The following is a 24,410-nucleotide window of genomic DNA, read 5'->3' on the forward strand; positions in this document are numbered from 1 at the left end:
GTGCGCACTGGTTCACGCTCGAGCGGTTTTGCGCGAGGTCGGCCGGAAAATAGTTGGCCGCGCCGCACGCGAGGTCGTTATCGTCCGTGCGGTGACGACCGGTGAGCTCGACCGCTTCAGGCCCCGCCCCGACCCTCGGGCGGCCGATACCGTTTGGCCGGAGATGCGCTGGCCGGTTCCGCGCGGCACCGTCCTTACCGGTGAGGCGGTGCAGCTGTCCCCGCTCGACCCCGAACCCGACGCCGGCGGCTTGCTGCGGGCGCTCGACCACGACGAAGTGTGGGAACACGTCCCAGGCCGACCACGAGATGTCGAGCACTTCCAGCAGATTTTGCGAGAGCGGTGCGCTCAGCCGGACTGGCAGCCGTGGGTACTGCGTCTCCGACGGTCCGTCGGCGGCGTACCGGCCGGAGCAATCGTCGGTACGTCGTCCTACCTCGATGCGCACCCACGTGATGCGTGGTTGGAGATCGGCTTCACCCTCTATGCCCCGACGGTGTGGCGCTCGGCGGTCAACCCCGAGGCGAAGCTGCTGCTGCTCGGCTACGCGTTCGACACGCTGCGGGCGGGTCGGGTACAGCTCAAGACCGACATCCGCAATCATCGGTCGCAGCAGGCGATCGCCCGCCTCGGCGCCCACTACGAGGGAACGTTGCGCCGACAGTTTCGTCGCGAGGACGGCACCGTGCGCGACTCGGTGCTGTTCTCGGTGATCGCCGAGGATTGGCCCGCGGTGCGGACTCGGCTCACCCGGCGGGTCGCCGACTCCGCCGGGCCCGGGTAGCAGGCGGCCCCGAAGGTGGGAAACGGCCGCGCCGCACGCCGCGCCCCCACCGCCGAGCGTGAACCCAGGCGCACATTCGACGCCGAACGTGAACCCAGCGTCACGCTCGGCGGGACACCGGACCGTTACGCGGCCGGGTCGGACTCCGGCTGGGCCTGGCGGGCGGCGATGAACGAGCGCACGCCGGCCACCAGGTAGCCGACCAGCAGCACGAACATCACGGTGCTGACGATGATGGCGGCGGGGCGCTCCGCGGTGCCGTCGAACAGGGCACCGATCTTGGCGACCTGCATCAACGAGCCGAGCGCACCGATCAGCGCCACGACGAGCGCGGCGTGGATCGCGTGGCGATGTGCCGCGGGCTTGCGCGCGATGAGACCCGCTGCCAGTAGGGCGGCCCCGACGAACGCGGGAATGAGCGCCGTCACGCTGGCCGCCGACGTGGCGATGTAGGCGACCACACCGGTAACCACGAGGATCGCACCGATCGCCTGGGTGAGCCTGGTCAACGTAAACCTTCCTTCTCATCCGGGACGGATGACTGTGGCGTGCGCTGACGCAGCACGCATCGGCGCAGGTCAGCGGTGAACTCGTCAGCGAACTGGGCTCGCGTTGCAAGGTCAACGCGTGTTCGCTTCTGCCGCGGAGCGTGCAACGCTCCGGTCAGCCGCATCATACCGTGGGCGGCGCCGCCGGCCCGCTCAGCGGGGCTAGCGCCGGCCGGGCACCAGGGCGGCCAGGCGCTTCTTCTTGCGCCGCTCCTTGCGGGCGTTCTCGGCGAGTTCGACGCCGCGCTCGCGGGCTGTCTCGGCCAGGTCCACACCACGCGCACGGGCGGTTTCGGCCCAGTCGATTCCGCGGTCCCGGGCCGTGTCGGCGAAGTCCGCGCCCCGCTCCCGCGCGACCTCGGCGAAGTCCGCGCCCCGCTCGCGCGCCGTCTCCGCCAGATCAGCACCCCGCTCCCGGGCGACCTCGGCGAAGTCGGCGCCGCGCTCGCGGGCCCGCTCGGCGAAGTGCGCGCCGCGCTCCAGGGCCGTCTCGGCCAGCTCGCTGCCGCGTTTGCGCGCCGCCTCCAACAGCGGTGCGCTCTTCTCCCCGGCCGTGCTGGCCAGCTCGCGGCCATGCTCGAGGCCGGACTGCAGGCCATGGGACAACCGCTCCCCCAGTTCACTGTCCTCCAGCCAGGACGACGAGTTGTCGCCGAACGTCGAGGACACCGATTCGGTGAAGCGCTTGGCCGCGCGCTGGCCGCGCCAACCCAGCGACGGGCGTCCCGCGGTGTCCGCGGACGCGATCATGAGCCCGCCGAGCAAGCTCACGTCGGTGAGGAAGGCCCGGCGCTTCTCCAGCTTGCGGACCGGGTCGGTTTCGGTCCAGAACATGTGCGCGCCCAGGTTGGCCGGAATCACGGTCGCCGCCAGCACCGCCGACGAGGTCCGCGGCAACTTGCCGGTCGCAAGCAGCAGCCCGGCCCCGATCTGCACGGCCGCGGTGATCCGAGCGAACCGCTTGGGGTCCTCCAGAACACTGCCGTCGGTCGCCGCCGAAGTCCCCCGCAGATACTCCGTGGCGGGGCGAGCGGCTTCCGCGGCCGCGTCGGGGTTGCGCAGGGCCTCCACGCCCTGCCCGATGAAGGCAGCGGAGAGCAGGGGCCGGGCGATCCTACGAAGCAACATGGCCGCTCCCGTTCTCTGGCAGTCGCGTCATCTGTTCCACATCCTCCCCGCGCCGCGGGCGGCGCTTTTAAACCCTCGGGTGAACCGAACGTCCTCATGCTAGATACCGGTCGTCGGTTCCGCCGAGAATGCCCGGAACCCGCGGGCGGTAAACCCGGCGGCGGTTCTGCGCAGGTCACCCGATCGACGCCGGCGCGACGAGCGAATGTCGTGATCACCGGCTCAGGCGTTAGTGTGCTGGGGTCGGCAACAGCCAACTAGCCGAGAGAAATGTTGAGCAATCCATGACCACAGCAGAGGCGTCGACGCTCGAATCCCGGGTCGGCCACTACTACCAGATGGACGACCCGTACCAGGTCGGGCGCGAGAAGATCCGCGAGTACGCCCGCGCGGTCCAGGACTATCACCCCGCGCACTGGGACGTCGAGGCCGCGGCCAAGCTGGGCTACTCCGACCTCGTGGCGCCGCTGGCCTTCACCTCCATCCCGGCGATGGCGACCAACCGGTACATGTTCGAGTCGGTGGTCGTGGGCTACGACACCTACCTGCAGACCGAGGAGGTCTTCGAGCAGCACCGCCCGATCGTCGCCGGCGAGGAGCTGCGTACCGACGTCGAGCTGACCTCGGCGCGCAGCATCGCCGGTCGGGACCTGATCACGGTGACCAACACCTTCACCGACACCGCCGGGGAGCGGGTGCACACCCTGCACACCACCGTCGTCGGGGTCACCGCCGAGGACGTCGACCCGGCGATCCGAACCGCGGTGCAGAACGCCATGATGCACGACGTCAACCTGTTCGCCGACGACGAATCCGGCGGCTACCGCAAGACGGTGCGCCCGGACGGGGACATCCACGTCGCCGACGGGACGCTCACCCGCACGCCCGGCACGGCGCGCTTCGAGGACATCAAGGTCGGCGACGAGCTGCCGGTGCACCACACCCGGCTCTCCCGCGGCGACCTGGTCAACTACGCCGGCGTCGCCGGCGACGCCAACCCCATTCACTGGGATGAGGAGATCGCCAAGCTGGCCGGGCTGCCCGACGTGATCGCCCACGGCATGCTGACTATGGGCCTCGGGGTCGGGTTCGCCTCGGCGTGGACCGGTGACCCCGGCGCGGTGACCCGCTACGCGGTGCGGCTGTCCCAACCCGCCGTCGTGTCGGCCACCGAAGGCGCCGACATCGAGTTCGGCGGTCGGGTCAAGTCGCTGGACCCGGACACCCGCAGCGGCGTGGTCATCGTCACCGCGAAGTCCGGCGGCCGCAAGATCTTCGGGTTGGCCACGCTGAACGTCCGTTTCGCCTGAGTCGCGGACGCGGCCGCCGCAACGGTTACCGAATCGAGACGCCGTAAGCCTGGCGTCGGGCACACCCACTGCCTACGGTCTAGCTACGTACGTACCAATTGCGTAGCAAGGATTCGCGTCCTGCCGTGGAGGTCTGCCATGCGTCGCCGGGAAGTACTCCGGATCGGTGCCCTCGCCCTCGCCCCGGCACTGCTGGGCCTGCCGCCCGCCCCCGCCGGAGCCGACGGCGAGGCCTGGGATCCCACGCTGCCCCGCCGGGTCAGCGCCGGAGCCCCCGGCGATCCGGTGGCGATCGCCAACGCGTCGTTGCAAGCCACCCGCGACGCCACCGACACCACGCTGCGGCTGGCCCGCGAATTCTTCTCCCGCTTCGGCCTTTCGGGCACGGCACCCTCACCCGGCTCGCCCGCCGCATTCGGCCGGGCCGACGGCCCGCAGGCCATCGAGTACGTGATCCGCCGCGCCGGAACCCAGCTCGGAGTGCCCTACTCCTGGGGCGGCGGCAGCCTGACCGGACCCAGCGCCGGCGTCGACTCCGGCGCGGGCACCGTCGGGTTCGACTGCTCCGGATTAACCCGCTACGCGTTCGCCGGGGTCGGCGTGCTGTTGCCCCGCTGGTCCGGCGACCAGTACACCGCGGGTCGTCATGTCCCGCGCTCACAGGCCAAACGTGGCGATCTGCTGTTCTGGGGCCCTGGCGGCGGCCAGCACGAAGCCCTCTACCTCGGCGGTGGCCGGATGGTCGAGGCGCAGCAGACCGGTGTGCCGGTGAAGGTTTCCGCGGTGCGCCTCTCGGGGATGACGCCCTACGCCACCCGCATCATCGAGACCTGACCGTCGACCGGGGGTTATCCGGCCAGCGCGCTTCCGGCGAGCCATTCGTCCCAGGGCACGCTCCAGTCACCGTTCTGCCACACCGGCAACGGGTTGCCACCGGTATTGCGTACCTCGAAAACGTCTCCGGGCCGGGAGAACTCGTAGAACCATCGCGCGTGATCACCGTTGACGTTGAGGCAGCCGTGCGACACGTTGGTGTTCCCCTGCGCCCAGATCGTGCTGTCGAGTTGGTGGACGTAGATTCCGCTGTTGGTCAACCGCACCGCGTTGTTGACCGTTTCCTGGTAACCGGACGGCGAATCGATTGGCAGCCCATAGGTCGACGAGTCCATGACGACGCTCTCGGACTTGTCCATCACGGTGTAGACACCCGGTTGGGTCCAGAAGGAAATCGTGGTGCCGCCGAAGGTTTCGGTTCCGCCCATTCCCATCGAGGTGGGGATGGTCCGAACGAGCTCACCGTTGTCGTAGACCTCGATCTGTTTCGTCGCGTCGTCGGCGATAGAGATGTGGGAGTCGCCGATGCGGAAGGCGACGCTGCTGTCGCGATCGCCGTAGGTGCCGCCTGCCAGGTCGTTGCCGTAGCTGTCGGCGTTGGCCACGATGCGGGTGCCGGGCCGGTAATACTCCTGCGGACGCCAGTGCGCGTGCTGACCGTCCATCCAGTACCAGGACCCGGCAACGGGCGGGTCGGTGGCGACCGAGAGCCTGCTCTCCGCGGCGCGCCGGTCGGTCACGGGTTCGTCGAAAGCGGCCACGATCACCGTCCCGACGCCGTAGGTGCCGCCGTCGACGAGATCGGCGCCGGAGGTGGTGGCGAAGCCGACCCGGCTCGCCCGGCCGGGGTTGGCGGTCGCGAGGGCCGAGGCCTGGGTCGCCGGGACCGCCGGCGGCGCCGAGGTGGCGGAGGCAGCCGGGGTGGCGGGGATTGCCGCGGCGTCCACCGCCGACACTCGGGCGGGTGTGCGGCTGGCGGTGACGACGAGGGCGGCGACCAGCGCCAACCCGGCCAGCGTCGTCGCTGCCGCCCGCCTGCCCCTGCGTCTTCGTTGGGCCGAACCGACCGACACGTCCTGCCTCCCGTCTGGTCACCACCGACCGGCGGTGTGCTACAAACAAACCTACGTAGCTACGCCGTAAGTACGTATTAGACGCTAGCACGGAGGTGAGGGTGAGCGATCTCGGTCGCGACAGCGTCCGCAAGGACATGGCGTTCATCGGCGTATTGGTGGTGATCGCCGTAGCGCTGATCGCCTATCTGGTCATCGACGCGGGCCGGGACCCCGCTCCCGCGACCGGCGGGGACCTCCCCGCCGCGGCGCAAACCCCGGGCGACACCGCTGCCGGCGACGGCGGCGCCCCGATGGAGCGCCGCGACGCCGACGACCCGTTGGCGCTGGGCGATCCGGACGCGCCGGTGGCGATGGTGGTCTTCTCCGATTACCGCTGCCCGTTCTGCGCCAAGTTCAGTCGTGAGACCGGACCGGTGCTCATCGAGCGGTTCGTCGACACCGGCGCGTTGCGCATCGAATGGCGCGATTTCCCGATCTTCGGCGACCAGTCGATGCTGGCCGCGCGCGCCGGCCGGGCCGCCGGCGAGCAGGGCCGGTTCTGGGAGTTCAACCGGGCGGTGTACGCGGCGGCGCCGGACCGGCAAAAGGCCGACTTCACCGAACAGAGCCTCATCGACTTCGCCACGCAGGCCGGGGTGCCCGACATCGACGCCTTCACCGCGGGCATGCGGGGCAGCGCGTTCGATGACTCGATCGCCGCTGACCTGGCGCAGGGCAACAGCATCGGCGTGCCCAGCACCCCGGCGTTCCTGATCGACGGGGTGCCGTTGCTCGGGGCGCAGCCGACCGAGGAGTTCGTCCGTGCCGTCGACGCGGCGGTGGATCCGCGATGAGCAGCATCGGCATGGTCGGCGCCTTCCTCGCCGGGCTGGCGGCACTGCTCAGCCCCTGTTCGGCGCTGCTGCTCCCGTCGTTCTTCGCCTACGCATTCGACCGGGTGGAGTTGCTGATCCGGCGGACCGTGGTGTTCTGGATCGGCCTGTGCGCGGTGTTGGTGCCGCTCGGGGCCGGGGTGGGGGCCGCGGGCGAGGCGGTCACCCGCTACCGCAGCGAAGTCACCCTGATCGGGGGCCTGGTGCTGATCGGGTTCGGTGTCCTGACGGTCTTCGGCCGGGGTGCCGGTCTGCCCGGCGCACAACGCCTGACCGGCCGGATCCGGATCTCGACGACGGTGTCGGTGCTGGCGCTCGGCGCGGTCTACGGACTGGCCGGCTTCTGCGCGGGCCCGCTGCTGGGTGCGGTGCTGACGGTGTCGGCGATGGGCGCCGACCCCGGTTACGGCGCGGTGCTGATGGCACTCTACGCACTCGGGATGGCGGCGCCGCTGTTCCTGCTGGCCGGGTTGTGGGAGCGCTTCGACCTCACCGGCCGGCGGTGGTTGCGCGGGCGTCCGGTGCGTCTCGGCCCGCTGCAGACTCACACCACATCGTTGATCACCGGCCTGGTCATGATCGGCATCGGCGGGCTGTTCCTCCTCAGCGAGGGCACCGCCAACCTCGGCGGCGTCTTGTCCGTCGACGCCGAATACGACCTGCAGCTCTGGCTGAGCCGAGTGTCGGCGAGCATCAACGGCCCCGTGGTGCTGCTGGTCGTCGTGGCGGTGCTCATCGGCTGGCGGGCCTACCGGCTGTGGCGTCGCCGCGCCCGGGCGATGGCCGACACGACCGACGATCCGGCGGAACACGAGCCCAGCTACTATGGCGCTACGTAGGTTTCCCGGTAGCTTTCGTGGGCTCGACGCACGACGTACCGCGACGAACGGTTAGGGGCATGGCGATCAGGGGATTCGGCGAACTCGAAGCCGTCGTGATGGACCTGCTGTGGTCGCGCGACGGGCCGTCGACGGTCCGCAGCCTGCACGATGAACTGGTCACCCGGCGCCAGATCGCCTACACCACGGTGATGTCGACCATGGACAACCTCTTCCGCAAGGGCTGGCTGCAACGGGAGAAGGTCGGCTTGGCATACCACTACCGCCCGGTCATGAGTCGGGAGGAACACTCCGCTCAGCTGATGCGCACGGTGTTCGAATCCGGCGGGGACAGCGAGCTGATCCTCAACTTCTTTCTCGAGCAGATCCCCGACGACGACGCGGCGAAGTTCCAGCAGGCGATACGGCGGCTGACCGAGGAGGGGGCGCCGTGAACGCGGTCACCTTCCTGCTGCTCTACGCGGTGGCGGTGAGCTGGCTGGCCCCGAGCGTGCTCACCGGCGCCGCGGCGGCGGAGATTCCGCCCCGGCTGTCGGTGGCCGGCTGGCTGGCGGCGGTGCTGTCCGCACTGTCCGCGTGGGTCTCCGCGCTGGTGATCCTGATCGTGGGTGCGGCCCGCAGCCTGCTCACCCATACCGCGTTGACGTTCTGCGTGAAGACGCTGGGCCTCACCGGCGCGGCGGCGTTGCCCCCCGCGGTCAGCACGGTCGTGGTCGTCGCATTGCTGATCGTCACGACCACAGTCGCGGCCCACACCGCACGGCGAGTCATCGGCACCTTGCTCCGGACTCGCTGCCGCAACCGGGACCACGCCGAGGCGGTGCGGCTCGTGGGTCGTCCCACCGGCCATTCCGGCGTCGTCGCCCTCGGCGCCGAGCGTCCCACCGCCTACTGTGTCGCCGGCGGTGGGCGCAGCGCGATCGTCGTCACCACCGCGGCCCTGAAGTTGCTGGCGCCCGCCGGTTTGGCGGCGGTCCTCGCCCACGAACGGGCGCACCTGCGCGGGCGCCACCATCACATCATCGCGATCCTGACCGCCCTGACCGCGGCGCTGCCGCGGCTGCCGTTGATGCGCGAGGCCGCACGTCGCGTCCCCCCGCTGCTGGAGATGTGCGCCGATGATGTCGCCGCCCGCCAGCACGGCCGCGGCCCCTTGCTGGCCAGCCTGGTCACGCTCAGCACCCGCCGCCCGCTGCCCGACGGCGCACTGGCCGCCGCGGGCACCGCCGTGGCCGAGCGGGTGCTGCGGCTGATGGAGCCGGCGCACCCATCCGGGTGGCACCCGCGGGCCGGGTGGGCGGCACTCGGGGTCGCGGCGATCCTCGCCGGGCCCGGTGTCGCCCTGACGCTGTGCGCGTTCTGAGCCGCCCGGCCTGGGCTCAACCCGCGGTCAGGCCGCGAGTGGCCGGCCCTTCCAACAGGGTGCCGTCGGGTGCGAACCGCGAGCCGTGCAGGGGGCAGTCCCAGGACTTGTCCACGCTGTTCCAGTTGACGATGCCGCCCAGGTGCGGGCAGACCGGCGAGACGCGGTGCTCGACGCCGTCGACGACGCAGTGCGCCTGCAGGTGCCACGGCGGACCGGCGACGACGCCGTCGTCCTCGCCCGGGGAGCGTCGCCGCACCACCGGCGCCGCCCATCCCCGGGCCAGCTCGACGGCCACCTCGGCGTTGGCGCGCAGCGCGGTGGGGATCCCGGAGACCTCCCGCGGACTCCAGGAGGCGAACGCGTGCGCCCACGGCAGGTGCTGTCCGAGGATGCTGCCGGTGATGAGCATGGCGGCGGCGGTCCCGGCGGCCAGGCCCCATTTGTTGAAGCCGGTGGCCATGAAGATGTTGTTGTCGCCGGGCAGGATCGGCCCGACGTAGGGGGTGTAGTCGACCGGGGTGTAGTCCTGCGCCGACCAGCGGTCGGTGAGCACCGCGCCCGGGAAATGGGACTGCGTCCACGCGATCAGCTCGTCGACGTCCTCGGCGGCGTCCTGGCGTCCGACGGTGTGGTCGGCTCCGCTGACGACGAGCCGCTCACCGTCGGCGGTCGGGGCGTAGCGGATGGAGCGGGTCGGGGATCCGGCCGAGATCAGCATGGGGCGGGTGATCTCGCCGGGGACCGCGAACGCCAGGCCGTAGGAGCGGTTGGGTTTCACCCGGGCGAAGAAGCCGCCCCGGTCCAGGATCGGGATCCCGGTGGCCAGCACGCACCGGCCCGCCTTGACGTCGGTTTCCTCGTCGCCGCTGCGGACGGTCAGTTCGAGTCGGGCGTGCCGGTGCCGGACGCGCAGGACGCGTGCGCGTTCGACCACCCGTCCCCCGAGGTCGGTGAGCTCGGCGACCAAGCGGTCCAACAGCGGCATCGGATCGAACTGGGCTTGCTGGTCCAGGGCGACACCGCCGTGGTACGGGAACGGCACGTCGGCGGTCGGGCGCCATTCGACCGGGAGCCCGGCCCGTCGGCAGACCTCGAGTTCGCGACGCGCCGCGGGGACCTCCTCGGCGGATTGGGCGTAGGTGTAGGCGTCCTCGCGCTGGACCGGAATATCGTTGGCCGCACAGTAATCCAGCAGCCAGTCCTGCCCGGCCCGGTTGCCGCGCACATAGTCCCGAAGGATCTGCGAGCCGTGGCGGCCGGCGATCTTCGACAACGTGGTCCCCTGCAGCAGGCTGATCTTGCCGGTCGTGTTGCCGGTGGTGACCGCACCGATGTGGCGCGCCTCCAACACCAGGACGTCGATGCCGGCCCGGGCCAGTTGCACGGCGGTGATCAACCCGACGATCCCCGCGCCGACGACCACCACGTCGGCTGAGCTACCCGCCTCCGTGGACAGGTCGGTGTTCGATGACGGTCGGTTCCGGTCGGCAAGCCACAGTGAGGTCATCGTCTTCGCATACCCGGCCGGCGCGGACGGTAACCGCGACCCGCCCGGTTCGGGTAAGCCCGGCCCAAGCGGGTATTCGGCGCGGAGAACCCCGACCGAGGAGGGAACGTGTCCGCCCACCCCGCTGTCCTGTTCGATGTCGACGGCACCCTGGTCGACTCCAACTATCTGCATGTCGCGGCGTGGCAGCGCGCGTTCGTCGAGCTCGACGTGGCGGTGGAGAGCTGGCGGATCCACCGGTCGATCGGCATGGACGGCTCGACGCTGGTGCGGTCGCTGTCCGACGACGCACCCGAGCAGACCCAGGAGAAGCTCAAAGAACTGCACTCGCGGTACTACGGGGACGCCTGCGACCGTTTGCGGCCGCTGCCCGGGGCGCAGCGCCTGCTCGAGGCGGTGGCCGACCTGGGGCTGCAGGTGGTGTTGGCGACGTCGGCGCCCGAAGACGAGTTGGCCATGCTGCGCCGCGTGCTGGACCGGGATGCGGTGGTGTCGGCGGTGACGTCGGCGTCCGATGTCGACATGGCCAAGCCGGAGCCGGACATCCTGGCGGTCGCGCTGGAGCGGGCCGGGGTCGGCGCGGACCGAGCGGTCTTCGTCGGCGATGCGGTGTGGGACGCCGAGGCCTGCCGACGCGCCGGGCTGGAAAGCATCGGGTTGCTCAGCGGCGGGGTGTCGCGGCAGGAGCTTCGCGCGGCGGGGGCGGCCGTGGTGTTCGAGAATCCCGACGATCTACTGGCGCACCTGCCCGAGACGCCGATCGCGGCACTGGCCGGGCGATAGTCCCGATGGGCCTGCGCCGTGTGATCGGCGACACCGTAGTCTGTCGGCGTGGACATCAACGGAGCAAGCGCGATCGTCACCGGTGGCGCATCAGGAATCGGTGCGGCCACTGCCCGGCAGCTGGCCGCCAAGGGCGCCAAGGTCGTCGTAGCCGACCTGCAGGCGGAGAAGGGCGAGGCCCTGGCGAAGGAGATCGGCGGCAGTTTCGCCAGCGTCGACGTCACCGACACCGACCAGATCATCGCCGCGGTCAATGCCGCCGCCGAGCTCGGGCCGCTGCGCGTGCTGGTGAACTCGGCCGGGATCGGCTGGGCCCAGCGCACCATCGGCAAGGACGGCGAGTTCGACTCGGCGCACAACCTGGACCTGTACAAGAAGGTGCTCGACATCAACCTGGTCGGCACCTTCGACTGCATCCGCATCGCGGCCACCGCGATGAGCCGCAACGAGCCGACCGAGACCGGCGAGCGCGGCGCCATCGTCAACATGACCAGCGTCGCGGCTTTCGACGGCCAGATCGGCCAGGCCGCCTACTCCTCGTCCAAGGGCGGGGTCGTGGGGCTGACCCTGCCGGTCGCCCGGGACCTGTCGGCGGTCGGCATCCGGGTCAACACCGTCGCGCCGGGCCTGATCGACACCCCGATCTACGGCGAGGGACCCGACTCCGAGGCGTTCAAGGCCAAGCTCGGCGAGTCGGTGCTGTTCCCGCGCCGGCTCGGCCAGCCCGACGAGCTTGCCTCGATGGTGCTGGAGCTGGTCACCAACTCCTACATGAACGCCGAGGTCGTCCGGGTCGACGGCGGCATCCGGATGCCCCCGAAGTAGCCGCGTCGCACACTCGAGTCGCTGTTGAGGCCCGCCGGTCAGCCCCGGCGGGCCTCAACCGTTAACACCTGTCTCATTGGTAACATCGGGCGGTGCCTGACTGCCCGGAGCCTCCCCGCCTTCGGCGATCTCGCTCGATTACCCGCCGCGACATGCTGCGGTACACCTCCGCCGCCTCGGCGCTGGCCGGGCTGGGCGCGGTCGGTGCGGGTCGGGCGGCGCCGCCGGCCGCGGCCGCCGCGCCCACGCTGATCGACTACGCCATGCGCCAGATCCCCGCTCAGGCGATTCGGGCCGCGGGCCATGCCGGGGTGATCAACTACGTGTCGACGTCGCGGCCGGGATCGAACTTCGGCGCCAAGCCGATCACCCGGCCCTACGCCCAATCGCTGACCGCCGCGGGATTGGTGATCGTCAGCAACTACCAGTACGGCAAGCCGGGCGGCACGGCGCCGTCGGATTTCACCCGCGGATTCGCCGGCGGGGTCTCCGATGCACGTACCGGCTGGCAGATCCACACCGCCGCCGGCGGCGGGCAGAGCGCCCCGATCTTCTTCAGCGTCGACGACGACATCGATCGACACACCTGGGACACGGTGGCGCTGCAGTGGTTTCGGGGGATCAACTCGGTGCTCGGGGTGCAGCGCACCGGCATCTACGGGGGCATCAAGGCCTGCCAGTGGGCGGCCGAGTCCGGCGTGATCGGCAATTCCAAGACGCCCGGACGCCGCTGGGCCTGGCAGACCCGGTCCTGGTCGAACGGCCAGATCTATCCCGGCGCGGTGCTCTACCAGCGCATCGTGGCGACCGCGTCGAACCCCGGCCCGATCGTCGGGGGCATCGAGGTCGACGTCAACGACGTGCTTGCCGCCGACTGCGGTCAGTGGAATCTGCACCCGTAGGGCTGGGGTTAGTCGAGGCCGCGCTCCGGCAACGTGTCGGTCAGGCCGACCTGGCCGTGTCGCGGGCGCTCCGCCGATTACGGTCGTACCAACGGCGGCCATGCCAATTCAGGTAGGTCCACGCCGACGCCGAGAAAAGGCCGCGCCGGTGCAGCCAGTACCGCTCCGGCGGTTCGTCGAGCGGCGCCACCCGGCCGATCGCGAGGTCGGCGAGGACGAAACCCGGACCCTGGTCGCGAGTACGACTGGCCAGCGTCTCGCCGTCAGCCGCAACGATCATCGCCCCGCCCAAAAACACACTGCGGTAGGGCAACGGCACCGTAGGCATCCGAGTGGTGATGTCGCCGCAGTGTGCAGCGTGCACGACCGGTGCGCCGACCAGGCGCGCGAATGCCGGTGCGATCTTGGCGGCCGTGGCGGCATTGTGTCGGTCGACTCGCCGCGGCATCCAGGACGGCACACCCGACCAGCATGAACCGCCGAGCACCACGTCGACCCGGCCGCGCAGGCGGTTTACGGTCTGCGTCCGCATGAGTTCCCAACAGAGGGCAGCTCCGGCGGTGAAGCCCGCCGGTCCGACGGCGGCCAGAACCCCGTCATCGGCGCCGCCGATGTAGAAGCAGTTCTCCCAGGCTGTGGGGAGGTCTTTGTCATGGCGCCCGACGATGCCCGCCGGGGTGGCCAGGAGAAACGCGTTCCGGGTATGGCCATCGGCGTCACGGCACAAGAAGGATCCGCCGACGATCGCCTGGTGCCGTCGCGCAAGCGTCGTCAACAAGTCCGTCGCGGCTCCGTCGGGCGGGAGCGCACAATCCCTGAGCTCGGGCAGGAAGCCGATCCCGGTGGTGAAAAATTCGGGCAGAACGATGATCTCGGCGCCGGCTTCGGCGGCGGCGGTGCCCAACCGCTCGCAGGCCGCCAGGTTCGCGGCGACGTCTCCGAGTACGACCTCCAGCTGGACTGCCGCAACACGTGTCACGGCAATCAACATATCGGGGTCCGGATGCCGGCGGTGGGGATTGGCCGGCACCTCGCTGGCCACCTGTGAACAAGCGGCCGTGCGCGGTAGCTAGCAGTGCACGGTGGGGCGATAGCCGAGTTCTTGGATGTTGCCGTCCAACGTCCGACCCTCGATCAACTCGAGATCAAAGTCCGCCGCGCCCTCGAAGATCGGAGCGTCGCCGGTCTTTCCGGTGATCACCGGGAAGAGCGTCACCTGCAGGCGGTCCACAAGGCCGGCGGCCATCAGCGCCCGGTTCATCGACAGGCTGCCGTGCGAGCGCAGCGGTACCGGCGACTCCCGCTTGAGCCGGGCGACGACCTCGACGGCATCTCCGGACACGACGGTTGCCGTCGAGGTTTCGAGGGGACCCGCCAGGCTCGTCGATACCACCGTCGTCGGCTGGCTGAGCATTCGGGTGACCCACGGGTCATACACCTCTTTTTCGGTGCCCGCGGCCAGCATCTGGGCGAAGAGCCGGTAGGTGTTGGCTCCGAAGATCATTCGCTGCTCCGGCTGATACTGGGCGAGGCGGTGCTCGAGCAGGTCGGGACCCTGTTTGCCCCAGTAGCCACCCCAGTCCCCGCCGCTGACGCCGCCGAAGCCGTCGAGGCTGGAGAAGACGTCGACGGTGTAGGAAGCGACCACCAGTCCTCCCGTCACCGCGGGCTCACTACGGCGTCGGCCGCCGCGTCCAAGTCGGCGATGACGATCTTGCTCATGCCATGCATCGCACGGGTCGCCGCCGCGGCGCGGCGCGGGTCGGGATCAGCCAACAGCTCGAAGAGCCGTAATGGGGTCACCTGCCAGCTCAGGCCGAACCGGTCCTTGAGCCACCCGCACTGCCCCTCTTCGCCGCCCTCGGCCAACCGGGACCAGTAGTGGTCCACTTCGTTTTGGTCGGCGCAGTGGATCATGAACGACACGGCTTCGGTGAACCGGAAGTCCGGTCCGCCGTTGAGGCCGACGAACCGGTGCCCGCCGAGCTCGAACGTGGCGAACAACGGCCGGCCCGGCTCCCCCGGGCCGGCCTCGGTGGTGCGATGAAGACCTTCCACCCGGGAGTTCGGGAACACCGACGTGTAGAACGCGGCGGCCTCTTCCAGCTTGTCATCAAACCACAGGCAAGGGGCGATGGCTGCCATCACGCGACCTCGTTCCACGTTCGGCTGAGGAAGGTCCGGGCGATGCCGCGCGGAGCATGACGCCGCGACGGTCGGATGTTCGGAGGCAGGTCAGGCACAGTGAGCACTCCCTTGATGTAGACGGCGTACACATTCGAATGTGGACACCGTATACTTTGTTTCCAGGGTGGTCAAGGGTTCGAGCGGTGCGGCAAGGTGAGGCGGTGGACTTGACCGTCGACGACGCCGAACACGCGGCGCGCACGCTTCGCGAGGAACTACCCGCCGCCGGCCTCTCCCACTCCGAGGCACTGGATATCGTGGCTCGGCAGTTGGGGTTTCCCGACTGGCAGGGGGCATCAGCCCGCCTGCCGCGCCGCGACGGCATGAGCGCCCCCGTGCCGGTCCTCCGCAGCTTTGACGAGACCCTGACACGCGAGTTCTACCTCGACTACCTGCATTTCAGCGTCGAGTGGGAACACCGCTTCGACCGCAACGCACCCCTGTATATGCGCCTGCGCCGCGACCGGTTTGTCCTCGACCTGTCCGAACATCACGGAGACGGCACCCCCGGCGCTACCGTGTGGGTGCCGGTCGCCGACGTCAGGACGCTACAACAAGAACTCGCCGCCACCGGCTACCCGGGCATGGACCCCGGCATCGTGGCCGACACGCCAAGCGGACCCACGATGGAAGTCATCGACCCCTTCTCCAACACGATCCGGTTCTGCCAGACCTGCCCTTAGCGGCTCGCCGACGTCCGGTGACCGGGATTCTTGTGGTCCCAGGCCTCGGCGAGGAGGGTGCGGACGAGCGACTCGTCGGCGTGGGCCAGGTCGATCTCGACACATGAGAGACGCTTGCCCCAGTAGAACTCGCGGCATGATTGCGGCCAGGTCGCCGCCGCGGAGCGGATGCCGTGGTCGTCGAGCATGACGCGCAGGCGGCCGGCGCCGGGCAGCGTGGCGAAAATTCGCCCGGCCACCCGAAACGACGGGAACCCGTGGTGGTCCTGTTCGATCACCTCGGGCAGGGCCAGCGCCAGCTGCCGGGCGACAGTCTCGGTGACCATGCTCAGCGGAGCGGCCCGTGGAAAAACCAAAGGTGCCCCTCCAGATCGCGGGCACCATACTCGCGCACACCGTAGGGCTGGTCCACCGGCGGACCGAATGCTGCTGACTCCACCGAGTTCGCGCGGCGGGCGGTAGCCGTCGCCGCTGGGATGCAACCTGGTCGACTGGCCCCCGGCGAACAACTCACCAGGTACGGCTCGGCCGTCACGCCAGGGCTCCAGGCAACCCGCGGTGAGCCCGAAGGATGTGCAAATCTGCGCTGACCTCGTCCGCGACACGGTGGCCGGATTGGATGGCGCCGTCGATGTAGCCGGCCCACCGGGTGGCGGTCTCGGTGCCGGCCCAGTGCGGCGGGCCGATCGGGTGTCGCAGCGCAGGCCCGAAACGGGTGAGCGTGCCCGGCGTGGTGAAAGCGCCATAGCAGCCGCGACTGTATTCCTCTTCCGCCCAGTCGCGTTCGATGTAGTCGATCGGGTTGCGAGCCCGCGCACCGAAGTAGCCGGCCAGATCCTCGAGGACACGGGCGCGCCGTTCGGCGGGGTCGAGACGGGCGCCGGCATCCGCGTGGCGGCCTTCGAGGAATCCCACCAGGCCGCCGGGTCCGCCCGTCTGCGGGTTGTTGTCGAAGACGGTGCCCAGCGGACGCGCGTCGCTGTTGGCCTGTCCGCTCCATCCGTCGGCACGCCAGAACGGTTCGTCGTAGGCCACGTTGATCTTGATGACGCGCCCCATCGGCATGCGCTGTACCAATTGGTCCCGGTCGCCGGGCAAGCCCGGGCTGAACCGGATCCGGGCAGTCAACGGTGGCGGTACGGCGATCACCGCACGACGGGCTCGCACCGTCGACCCGCCGGCTTGAACCACCACACCCGCGTCGCCCCAGCCGATCTCGGTGACCGGGCGGTTCAACACGACCCGGTCGCCCAGTTCACGTGCCATCGCCAGCGCGATGCCCTGGGCGCCACCGACAATCCGATCCTGTTGGGCGCCGCCGATCACGTTGATCAGTGCGTCGACCCCGCCGGCAGCCCCGACGTAGAAGCCTGCCCACAGTGCGGACAAGTCCTCCGGACCGGCGGAGAACACCGCTTCGGTGATCAGTCGGAAGACAACACGCCCCTGCCGGGTGCGAGCGGTGCGCCGCAACCAGGTCTCAAAGGTTTGGCCGTCCAACGATCGCGCCTGCGCCGCCAGCCACGGCTCGGTGCGTGCTACCCGGCGCGCCAACCGGTCCAGCCGCCACTGCGTCTGCCCGATGTCGGCAAGGGCTATCGGGTTCAGGCGCGGGATGCGGCCGGTGTAGTCCGAACGCTTACCGCAAACCTCGGCGATGTGCCGGCCCGTCGCGTGCGACGGGTAGGTTTTGAGCCCCAGTTCGTCGATCAGCGCGAGTACTTGGTGTTGGGTCGGACCGACCCACTGGCCGCCGACCTCTATCTGTGCGCCGCCGGGTAACTCGGCATTGAGTAGGCGTCGGGGCGAAACGAGCAGATCGTGATGCTGTGTCACTCGCTTACGGGCCCGCTTGCATGCGTCACCGCTACCGACCGCGAGGAACTCCGCCTCGATGATGTCTGGGCGCTGCGTGGTGGTGAAGGCGACGTCCCAGCGCCCCTGGAGGCGGGCGACGGTTCCGACGGCGTCGTACAGGTCGGCACCGGCGAGCAGCTCGCGTCGTTGCGTCTCCGTCAGCGGCTTCAGGCCTAGGCGCCCGCAAACAATCAGTCGCGGCATCGATTCCATGAACTGTCGCAACTGGGCGATAGCCTCTTCGGGTGTGCGCGGCGGCTTCCACGGCGGCGCGGCGCCAAACGGCCCTCCCTGCGGCTGCAGGCCGAATAAGCCGCCGCCGCTCCCCGAACGGGCGGCTAGCCGCTCGCGCTCTTGCTCGCGCCTCTTACGGTTTCGGGCCCCTTTACCCATCGGTGGCGGTACCTCTCTCGTCGAGCGGCTCGTCGGTCCGGCTTGTCGACGGATCGCCGCCGTGCTTGCGGATGAGCCCGTGCGCAGCGACGAGACGCCCCGACGGGGCGTCGATGTCTTTGCGGAGGCGCATACCGTCAAGGGTAGAAGTCGCGCCCGACAAGTAGCGAGATCTTTTCGGTCGTACGCCGGCGGATATCAACCCAAGGCAAGCTCGAAGCAGGGCGGCTCGCACCACCGCTGCACGCCCACACCGACGCCGTGCACATGACGGCCCACGACGCGCATCGCCATGTAACTGTGTAAAGCAGCAGACTGCCAAAACGCCCTATGGTAAGGCGTATCTGATCTGAGTTTCGAGTAGTTCGAGCGAGAGGTCCAATCACACGGTGCAACACGATCCACCTCGTCGGATAAGACCTGGCGTGGCCATCACGATCACCGTGGTGGGCCTACTGCTCGTGGTCGCTGCCTGTTTCTTCCCGGCCATATTCGGTGCGGGATACGACAATTTTCACTCGCTGTTGGCAACAGTTCTGATCAATATCGGGACAACGCTCATGCTCGCTGCGGCCCTGATCGTGGTCGACAAATGGCTAATGCACGTTGAACAAGCGGCGGAGCACAGGGCCACCGAAATTGTCGATGACCGAACACGCGAACTTCGACGTCAGACTGAGGATCTAGCGACACGCGTGGCAGAGCTCCAGGAAGCGCTCGACGGTCGGCTCGCCGAGAAGGATGCCGACCGTGCTGACAGGTTCGCGACTGTTGCCGAGGATGTTTCGTTCGACACTGTTACCTCAGCACTAGAGGCTGCCAACGACGTCGGGGCTCTCGCGACCGGCTCGATTGTTGTCCCAGCAGGGTCCGGTCTAGACGCACCACGCGTCTTCCTGCGCTGGGCACCCCTCGCCGAAAGCGGCTATCGCGGAAGCGGCGACGAGAGTGGGTCGCTACTGTTCCTTAGCGTTGACGGGGTTGACCAGACACATGTCGACGTTGAGTGGCCTGACGATAAACCCCCAATCGTGGTCCTCGAAGAGTTGGTGAACGGGCTGAACTGCTCCGGGAACGCCCCTCTGGCGCAGGCATTTTCGCCTGACGCACTTTTTGTGAACCTCGCCCGCGCACTGTCCTTGGCAGCACGTGTCCGCACAGATTCGTCCGGATCGGGATTTACCGGAGCGACGTACGAATGGTTAGCGGAGGGCTGGGTAGTCACCGATAAAGGGTTGTTCAGCACCGATCACGGCCTCGTCATCGACCAGGGGAGCATCAAGTTTCCTGTGCCGATGATCAGACCACGAGAGATAGGAGCTCCAAAGCCCCCCGAGCAGCAGTTTTCGCCACCAGACGGGGTGGATCCACAGTTTTGGGAATTCGCAGTTGACCGAACCAAGCAGCACGTACTGCAGCGCCGAAGCGATTCAAACCTGGGTCCACTCGCACAACTAGCGGATGCGTACACAACGGAAACATCGCCTCGACGCCACCTACGGCACCGGTCGAACCGCGATTAGACTGACAACGGAACCCTGGGAAGCGACTGCCCGACAGCAGAAATGCAACGAATCTGCCCGGACTTCGAATATAGATCGTGGAGTGTCAGTGGACCGACTGCCCCTGGTTCTGCACCACTCGTGACGGCCGAGGACTATGCGGCCTGCGGGTCTCAAATTCACTGCAAAAGGCCTGCGATGGGTGCATGTAAGCCTGAGAAACACTGTTAGAGTTCAGAACTCACACAGCGTGGTGTAAGTTCTCATGTCCGGCTGCGCCGGAACGATCCACTGATCGGCTCCGATTCAGTTCCACGAGCCGCACATCGGCGTCGTCGATCCCAAACGCTGCTTTCCTTACAGCCAGTTTCCGAGTGTCAAGATACCGCCAAGATCGGTCACGAAGCCAGAACAATGCGTGATCGCAACCTAGGGCCTTGATGTCCCGGCAACTTCGGTTTCGCCGGCCAACTGTCAACACGCGGCCGCCGCATGTCCGCCCAGACCTGCCTGGCATGAACCAATCAATTCAAGAGCTGGTGCAGTGTGGCAGACATCAACGTGACGCGGACCGCCGCCTGCGCTGCTTGCTGAGCCTCGAGTTGATCGCACAAGCCCAGAAGATCATCGACTCGCTCAACAATGCGGTGCTGCTCCTCGACTGGGGGAACCGGAATCAGCACACTAGAAATGCGCTCGACTGACAACCCGGGCTGAGCAGTGGCAGTAGCGTATTGGTTCAGATTCAGTGCTTCTAGCGCTAAAGCTGCCCAAGAAACCGACGTATCTGCGATACAACGAACGACAACCGCGTGCTCAGTGGCGTAGAATTTTCCGTGAGCGATCTTGATATTGCCGCAAAGTGCGCCTTGCCTGCCGATTATAGGATAATCGCCATCCCGATTGAAGAATTCGACATATCCACGAATCCCGTTGCCTCCGTAGCATGGGTACATCCCCGACTCGCGAATAGTCCCGGCCGCAACGCCTGTTCCGGCCTGCATGCTAAAAATGGTGCCGATCCTCGTCCACTGCCACCCTGAGGGCACCGAGTACGGGATGTCCGACTGAAGAACAGGGGCCAGCGCCTTCGGCTTCCGAATTTCGCGGGCCTTCACAAGGTCGGCACGTTCGTTAGCGATCCGCTTCAGCAATTCCGAAGCAGGCTCGTCGGCCGAGTCTTGTAGGGCGAGCTTCCCCCGCACAGCAAGGCCGCGAATGAGACGACGGAGTGTATCGATCCCGCCCGCCGCCTCGGTTACGTGGCTGAAGGACTTTCGGAACGCTTCGCGATTCGCTTTGAGTCCATCATCGATCGCGACAACAAGCGTATCGCGAAGACATGTGCGCGTCGTGTCGATGTCGTGGTCGAGCGTTTCGCATTCCTTAAGCAGAACAGCAGGATCCCGGTACTCCGGGCCCACCTTGTTCGGGTTGGCTCTGTCGAGGTTCCAACCGTTTGCTCGGACTTCGTCAAGGGAAGTCTTCCACGAGAACTCAGACTCGATCCTGTTGGTCCACCACGCTTTCTCGGCGTCAAACTCTTCAATCCGAATGGGTTTTGTCTTGGAGTAGTTCTTGTAGCCCGTCGGGTACTGGTGTTCGTAGTACCAAATATCCGTCGTAGGCTCTCCTTTCGTGAAGAACAGCACGTTCGTGGAAATACCCGTGTAGGGATTGAAGACGCCTTTCGGCAATCTCACCACAGTGTGCAGGTTGCAGGTGGTGAGCAACTTCTCCTTGATGCGGGCCTTCACCCCGTCGCCAAACAGTGTGCCGTCGGGCAGAACTACTGCTGCTCGGCCGCCGTCCACCAGTAGGTGCTCGATCAACACAAGGAAGAGGTCGGCCGTCTCCCTAGTGCGGTAGGCCTGCGGGAAGTTGTTCTCAATACCCGGCTCCTCGGTGCCGCCGAACGGTGGGTTTGTGATGATCACATCGACACGATCCTTGCTGGCATAGTCGCGCAGTGGCCGCGCCAGCGTGTTGTCGTGGGCGATGTTCGTCGGCACGTCAACACCGTGCAGCAACATGTTGGTCGTGCATAGCAGGTGCGGCAGTTGCTTCTTCTCGACGCCACGGACAGATGACTGCAACGTCGCCTCATCGGCCGGAGTCTTCACATCGTTGGAGCGAATATGCTCGATGGCGCACGTAAGGAACCCCCCTGTGCCACAAGCGGGATCGAGTACCGCCTCACCCAGCTTCGGGTTCACCATGTCAACCATGAACTGTGTCACAGCACGCGGGGTGTAGTACTCGCCACTGTTGCCTGCACTCTGGAGATCCTTCAAGATTTGCTCATAGATGTCGGCGAACAGGTGGCGGTCTTCTGAGCGATTGAAGTCGATCTTGTTGATCTTGTTGAGGACCTGCCGGATTAGGGTGCCATTCTTCATGTAGTTGAAAGCGTCCTGGAAGACATTCCCAATCACAGTTGCGCGACCCGGCGTCGCAGACTCGGCGAACACTTTGAGGGTCGGAAAGAGTTGGTTGTTGACAAAGTCGAGCAACTCGTCGCCCGTGATGCCTTCCTCAGGCTTAGCCCATCTACGCCAACGAAGTTCATCTGGGATCGGCGAACGGTACCCCGCATCTAACAGCTCGGCCTCGAACTCACGGTCATCGAATATCTTGAGGAATAACAGCCACGTGAGCTGTCCGATTCGTTGCGCGTCCCCGTCGATGCCAGCGTCCTGACGCATGATGTCCTGAATCGATTTAACGGTTGCGCTGATGTTGCTCAAGAAAGTCCCTTACTGTACTGACTCGTAGAGGTGTTGTTCCAGTTCGTCGATGGCGGTGTCGAATTCGCTCTTGCCGCCGAACTCGTTGACGATCTCCATCGGAGTACCGATATCGATGAAAGGTCTGATCTGGAGGACTCTCGCGTCGTGGTCGGGCTCGACGCCCTCGTCGGCATACTTGTCGAGCAAGGCTTCCAAGGTCGCCTGAACCTTGCTTGTGTACTTGGCCCAATAGCCAGTTGCACGAACGTTGTCGGCTCGCTGGCGTCGCGTCAATGGCGGCTGCCCGAACGCCACGTGGCATACAAGGTCGAAAGGGCTGAAGTCCTTGCCCACCTCCTCAGCCAACGCTTCGAAGAAGACACCTTGCTCTCTGAGCTCCTCGACGATGGCGTGCTTGCTATCGGCCTGGTTCCAACGAGTCAGGAAGGCCTCAAGCGTCGGATACCGATCGTGAACACGCTTGCGCGTGTAGTCAGTAAGGCTTTCCGTGATGAGTTTCCCGTCAGGCCCTAGGTATTGGACGCGCTCTGCAACCAGCTCCACGGGAACATCATCGACAACGTACTTGGCGCGCCGGCCAGGTGGATCTGGCGGCGGATCGGCCGGGATAGGGTCGCCAGGTCTCGTGGGATCAACTGGGTCGGTCGGAGGATCAACTGGGTCATTCGGGCCGGGCTGATAGACAACTACGGGCGCACCATCAAAGTCAGGATCAGCGAACAGCTCGGTCGCTCGGCGAAAGTCCATGATCGTGAAGTAGAACTTTCCGTGCTCCTCGTTGATGCGCGTCCCGCGCCCGATGATCTGCTTGAACTTCGTCATGGAACGGATCGTCTGATCCAGAACGATTAGCTTGCAGGTCTGGGCGTCCACTCCAGTGGACATCAACTCACTCGTCGTAGCAATTACCGGATATCTCGACTCCGGGTCGATGAAGTTGTCGAGCTCGGCCTTGCCCTCGGCGTCGTCGCCAGTGATTTTCATGACGTACTTGCGATTTTCGGCCACTAGCTCGGCGTTCTCGTTTGCCAGGGCAGAGCGCATCCGCTCGGCATGATCAATGTCTTCACAGAAGACGATCGTCTTGGCGTACCGATCACCCGACTCCTTGAGGTACTGGGTGACCTTCCGAGCCACAAGTCTGGTGCGCTGCTCCAACACGAGCCCACGATCGAAGTCGGACTGGTTGTAGATCCGGTCCTCGATAACCTCCCCGTGCTTGTCGGTTTTGCCCTCTTCAGGACGCCAGCCAACCAAATCCTTGTCGATGTCGATCCGCACGACCTTGTAGGGCGCCAGGTAGCCATCGTCGATTCCCTGCTTAAGGGAGTAGGTGAAGACCGGCTCGCCGAAGTAAGTGATGTTCGACGTGTCCGCCGTTTCCTTCGGCGTCGCCGTCAGGCCGATCTGGACCGCACCGGTGAAGTAGTCCAGTACTTCGCGCCACTGAGCGTCTTCGCGAGCACTCCCTCGATGACACTCGTCGACTACGATCAGGTCAAAGAAGTCGGGCGTGAACTGCTTGTAGATGTTCTGCGCGTCTTCGGTCCCCGTGATGGCCTGATAGATGGCGAGAAAAATCTCGAAGGCCGGGTCAGCTGTGCGGTTGGTGATCTTCGTCATCGCGTTGCCGAACGGCTTGAAATCATTGACCCGGGTCTGGTCTACGAGGATGTTGCGGTCGGCAAGGAATAGCACGCGCTTGGCTCTCTTCGAGCGCCAAAGCCGCCAAATGATCTGGAACGCGGTGAACGTCTTGCCTGTACCTGTTGCCATCACGAGGAGGACGCGATTCTCGCCACGAGCGACCGTCTCAACCGTGCGGTTCACCGCCTGGAGTTGGTAATAACGGAGCTCCTTGCCCTGGAAATAGTAGTCCTGCTCGATGATCTTGGTCTCGCGCGTGTCTGGTTCAACGCCCTTCCAGGCAAGCCACTTCCGATGCAACTCCGCCGGCGATGGAAACTCATCGAGAGTCAGCTGTTTCTCGATAGCACCTGAGGTCACCGTACGGTCATGGAAAAGAAATCCGTCGCCGTTAGAGCTGAATATGAATGGCACGTCCAAGCATTCGGCGTAGCCCTGTGCTTGCTGCATACCGGCACCCAGACTGTGCTTGTTGTCCTTCGCCTCTACGACCGCCAAGGGCAGGCCCGGCTTCAGGAACAAGACGTAGTCAGCCGACTTTGTTGACGCCGGTTGAAAACTAGGCCAGTCGCGCCGGTCGAAAAGTAGGCCACCCGACCAGATTGGATGGGTGATCT

General features: G+C 66.7%; 23 protein-coding genes. 12 read left to right on the plus strand and 11 right to left on the minus strand.

Annotated elements, in window-relative coordinates:
* The first annotated feature begins 28 nt into the window (after positions 1 to 28).
* Positions 29 to 784: a GNAT family N-acetyltransferase gene (locus tag A5643_RS17340; RefSeq protein ID WP_231995666.1), complete on the plus strand. Its 756-nt coding sequence runs from the start codon at positions 29 to 31 to the stop codon at positions 782 to 784.
* 125 nt (positions 785 to 909) lie between these two features.
* On the opposite strand, the gene A5643_RS17345 is transcribed toward A5643_RS17340, so the two are convergent.
* Positions 910 to 1,293, minus strand: coding sequence for a hypothetical protein (locus A5643_RS17345; protein WP_066858537.1), 384 nt, complete (start codon positions 1,291 to 1,293; stop codon positions 910 to 912).
* Positions 1,294 to 1,494: 201 nt separating this feature from the next.
* Positions 1,495 to 2,460 carry a DoxX family membrane protein gene (locus tag A5643_RS17350; protein WP_066858540.1) on the minus strand — a complete coding sequence of 322 codons (966 nt, stop codon included), beginning with the start codon at positions 2,458 to 2,460 and terminating at the stop codon, positions 1,495 to 1,497.
* Positions 2,461 to 2,744: 284 nt separating this feature from the next.
* On the opposite strand from A5643_RS17350, the gene A5643_RS17355 reads away from it, so the two are divergent.
* Together A5643_RS17355 and ripB are read left to right on the plus strand one after the other, a co-directional pair.
* Entirely contained in the window at positions 2,745 to 3,770 is a 1,026-nt protein-coding gene (locus A5643_RS17355) for a fused (3R)-hydroxyacyl-ACP dehydratase subunits HadA/HadB (protein WP_066858544.1), read from the plus strand.
* Between the two features lie 138 nt (positions 3,771 to 3,908).
* Positions 3,909 to 4,604 carry an NlpC/P60 family peptidoglycan endopeptidase RipB gene (gene ripB, locus A5643_RS17360; protein WP_066858547.1) on the plus strand — a complete coding sequence of 232 codons (696 nt, stop codon included), beginning with the start codon at positions 3,909 to 3,911 and terminating at the stop codon, positions 4,602 to 4,604.
* A gap of 14 nt (positions 4,605 to 4,618) precedes the next feature.
* On the opposite strand, the gene A5643_RS17365 is transcribed toward ripB, so the two are convergent.
* On the minus strand, positions 4,619 to 5,677 hold the full coding sequence (locus A5643_RS17365) for a L,D-transpeptidase (protein WP_082949041.1): 1,059 nt from the start codon (positions 5,675 to 5,677) through the stop codon (positions 4,619 to 4,621).
* Between the two features lie 137 nt (positions 5,678 to 5,814).
* Here A5643_RS17365 and A5643_RS17370 point away from each other — a divergent pair, with 137 nt between their 5' ends.
* From A5643_RS17370 to A5643_RS17385, 4 genes are read left to right on the plus strand one after another with little or no spacing between them, the layout of a single operon-like run.
* On the plus strand, positions 5,815 to 6,513 hold the full coding sequence (locus tag A5643_RS17370) for a DsbA family protein (RefSeq protein ID WP_066858550.1): 699 nt from the start codon (positions 5,815 to 5,817) through the stop codon (positions 6,511 to 6,513).
* On the plus strand, positions 6,510 to 7,391 hold the full coding sequence (locus A5643_RS17375) for a cytochrome c biogenesis CcdA family protein (protein WP_066858553.1): 882 nt from the start codon (positions 6,510 to 6,512) through the stop codon (positions 7,389 to 7,391). The genes A5643_RS17370 and A5643_RS17375 overlap by 4 nt, the downstream gene beginning before the upstream one ends.
* A gap of 59 nt (positions 7,392 to 7,450) precedes the next feature.
* Positions 7,451 to 7,825, plus strand: a complete 375-nt coding sequence (locus A5643_RS17380) for a BlaI/MecI/CopY family transcriptional regulator (RefSeq protein ID WP_066858556.1) — start codon at positions 7,451 to 7,453, stop codon at positions 7,823 to 7,825.
* Complete coding sequence (locus tag A5643_RS17385; RefSeq protein ID WP_066858559.1) at positions 7,822 to 8,754, plus strand: M56 family metallopeptidase; 933 nt, start codon at positions 7,822 to 7,824, stop codon at positions 8,752 to 8,754. The genes A5643_RS17380 and A5643_RS17385 overlap by 4 nt, the downstream gene beginning before the upstream one ends.
* Positions 8,755 to 8,770: 16 nt before the next feature.
* On the opposite strand, the gene A5643_RS17390 is transcribed toward A5643_RS17385, so the two are convergent.
* Positions 8,771 to 10,264 (minus strand): FAD-dependent oxidoreductase, encoded by a 1,494-nt coding sequence (locus tag A5643_RS17390; protein ID WP_066858561.1) that lies wholly within the window; start codon positions 10,262 to 10,264, stop codon positions 8,771 to 8,773.
* Between the two features lie 108 nt (positions 10,265 to 10,372).
* Between A5643_RS17390 and A5643_RS17395 the strand changes: the two genes are divergently transcribed.
* The 3 genes from A5643_RS17395 to A5643_RS17405 all read left to right on the plus strand — a co-directional run bounded on the left by A5643_RS17395 (position 10,373) and on the right by A5643_RS17405 (position 12,774).
* On the plus strand, positions 10,373 to 11,047 hold the full coding sequence (locus tag A5643_RS17395; protein WP_066858564.1) for an HAD family hydrolase: 675 nt from the start codon (positions 10,373 to 10,375) through the stop codon (positions 11,045 to 11,047).
* 48 nt (positions 11,048 to 11,095) lie between these two features.
* Positions 11,096 to 11,872, plus strand: coding sequence for an SDR family NAD(P)-dependent oxidoreductase (locus A5643_RS17400; RefSeq protein WP_066858567.1), 777 nt, complete (start codon positions 11,096 to 11,098; stop codon positions 11,870 to 11,872).
* Positions 11,873 to 12,024: 152 nt separating this feature from the next.
* The gene (locus A5643_RS17405) at positions 12,025 to 12,774 is read left to right on the plus strand and encodes a DUF1906 domain-containing protein (protein ID WP_066858571.1); all 750 of its coding nucleotides are present in this window, start codon (positions 12,025 to 12,027) and stop codon (positions 12,772 to 12,774) included.
* Between the two features lie 40 nt (positions 12,775 to 12,814).
* Here A5643_RS17405 and A5643_RS17410 read toward each other — a convergent pair whose 3' ends face one another.
* The 3 genes from A5643_RS17410 to A5643_RS17420 all read right to left on the minus strand — a co-directional run bounded on the left by A5643_RS17410 (position 12,815) and on the right by A5643_RS17420 (position 14,919).
* Positions 12,815 to 13,765: a carbon-nitrogen hydrolase family protein gene (locus tag A5643_RS17410; RefSeq protein WP_066858574.1), complete on the minus strand. Its 951-nt coding sequence runs from the start codon at positions 13,763 to 13,765 to the stop codon at positions 12,815 to 12,817.
* A 78-nt stretch (positions 13,766 to 13,843) separates the two neighbouring features.
* Positions 13,844 to 14,422, minus strand: a complete 579-nt coding sequence (locus A5643_RS17415; RefSeq protein ID WP_066858577.1) for a dihydrofolate reductase family protein — start codon at positions 14,420 to 14,422, stop codon at positions 13,844 to 13,846.
* An 11-nt stretch (positions 14,423 to 14,433) separates the two neighbouring features.
* Positions 14,434 to 14,919, minus strand: coding sequence for a VOC family protein (locus A5643_RS17420; protein WP_066858580.1), 486 nt, complete (start codon positions 14,917 to 14,919; stop codon positions 14,434 to 14,436).
* 203 nt (positions 14,920 to 15,122) lie between these two features.
* On the opposite strand from A5643_RS17420, the gene A5643_RS17425 reads away from it, so the two are divergent.
* Positions 15,123 to 15,644 (plus strand): glyoxalase superfamily protein, encoded by a 522-nt coding sequence (locus A5643_RS17425; RefSeq protein ID WP_066858630.1) that lies wholly within the window; start codon positions 15,123 to 15,125, stop codon positions 15,642 to 15,644.
* Here the strand turns inward: A5643_RS17425 and A5643_RS17430 are convergent.
* Entirely contained in the window at positions 15,641 to 16,000 is a 360-nt protein-coding gene (locus tag A5643_RS17430; protein WP_231995668.1) for an MmcQ/YjbR family DNA-binding protein, read from the minus strand. The two genes, A5643_RS17425 and A5643_RS17430, sit on opposite strands and share 4 nt — an antisense overlap.
* A 175-nt stretch (positions 16,001 to 16,175) precedes the next feature.
* Positions 16,176 to 17,726, minus strand: a complete 1,551-nt coding sequence (locus A5643_RS17435) for a flavin monoamine oxidase family protein (protein WP_231995670.1) — start codon at positions 17,724 to 17,726, stop codon at positions 16,176 to 16,178.
* Between the two features lie 593 nt (positions 17,727 to 18,319).
* Here A5643_RS17435 and A5643_RS18330 point away from each other — a divergent pair.
* Entirely contained in the window at positions 18,320 to 19,417 is a 1,098-nt protein-coding gene (locus A5643_RS18330; protein ID WP_156628866.1) for a hypothetical protein, read from the plus strand.
* A gap of 503 nt (positions 19,418 to 19,920) precedes the next feature.
* Here the strand turns inward: A5643_RS18330 and A5643_RS17920 are convergent.
* Together A5643_RS17920 and hsdR are read right to left on the minus strand one after the other, a co-directional pair.
* Entirely contained in the window at positions 19,921 to 22,143 is a 2,223-nt protein-coding gene (locus A5643_RS17920; protein WP_156628867.1) for an N-6 DNA methylase, read from the minus strand.
* A gap of 9 nt (positions 22,144 to 22,152) precedes the next feature.
* Positions 22,153 to 24,410 (minus strand): EcoAI/FtnUII family type I restriction enzme subunit R (gene hsdR / locus A5643_RS17445; protein WP_197497765.1); only part of this gene is annotated, 2,258 nt, incomplete at its 5' end.

The organism is Mycobacterium sp. 1274756.6, from assembly GCF_001668625.1.
Lineage (GTDB): Bacteria > Actinomycetota > Actinomycetes > Mycobacteriales > Mycobacteriaceae > Mycobacterium.

Bases quoted from the DNA above. Each gene is read 5' to 3' on its own strand.
- A5643_RS17350 (WP_066858540.1), bottom strand. From the start codon at position 2,460: ATGTTGCTTCGTAGGATCGCCCGGCCCCTGCTCTCCGCTGCCTTCATC.
- A5643_RS17355 (WP_066858544.1), top strand. From the start codon at position 2,745: ATGACCACAGCAGAGGCGTCGACGCTCGAATCCCGGGTCGGCCACTAC.
- ripB (WP_066858547.1), top strand. From the start codon at position 3,909: ATGCGTCGCCGGGAAGTACTCCGGATCGGTGCCCTCGCCCTCGCCCCG.
- A5643_RS17370 (WP_066858550.1), top strand. From the start codon at position 5,815: ATGGCGTTCATCGGCGTATTGGTGGTGATCGCCGTAGCGCTGATCGCC.
- A5643_RS17375 (WP_066858553.1), top strand. From the start codon at position 6,510: ATGAGCAGCATCGGCATGGTCGGCGCCTTCCTCGCCGGGCTGGCGGCA.
- A5643_RS17380 (WP_066858556.1), top strand. From the start codon at position 7,451: ATGGCGATCAGGGGATTCGGCGAACTCGAAGCCGTCGTGATGGACCTG.
- A5643_RS17390 (WP_066858561.1), bottom strand. From the start codon at position 10,264: ATGACCTCACTGTGGCTTGCCGACCGGAACCGACCGTCATCGAACACC.
- A5643_RS17405 (WP_066858571.1), top strand. From the start codon at position 12,025: ATGCTGCGGTACACCTCCGCCGCCTCGGCGCTGGCCGGGCTGGGCGCG.
- A5643_RS17410 (WP_066858574.1), bottom strand. From the start codon at position 13,765: ATGTTGATTGCCGTGACACGTGTTGCGGCAGTCCAGCTGGAGGTCGTA.
- A5643_RS17420 (WP_066858580.1), bottom strand. From the start codon at position 14,919: ATGGCAGCCATCGCCCCTTGCCTGTGGTTTGATGACAAGCTGGAAGAG.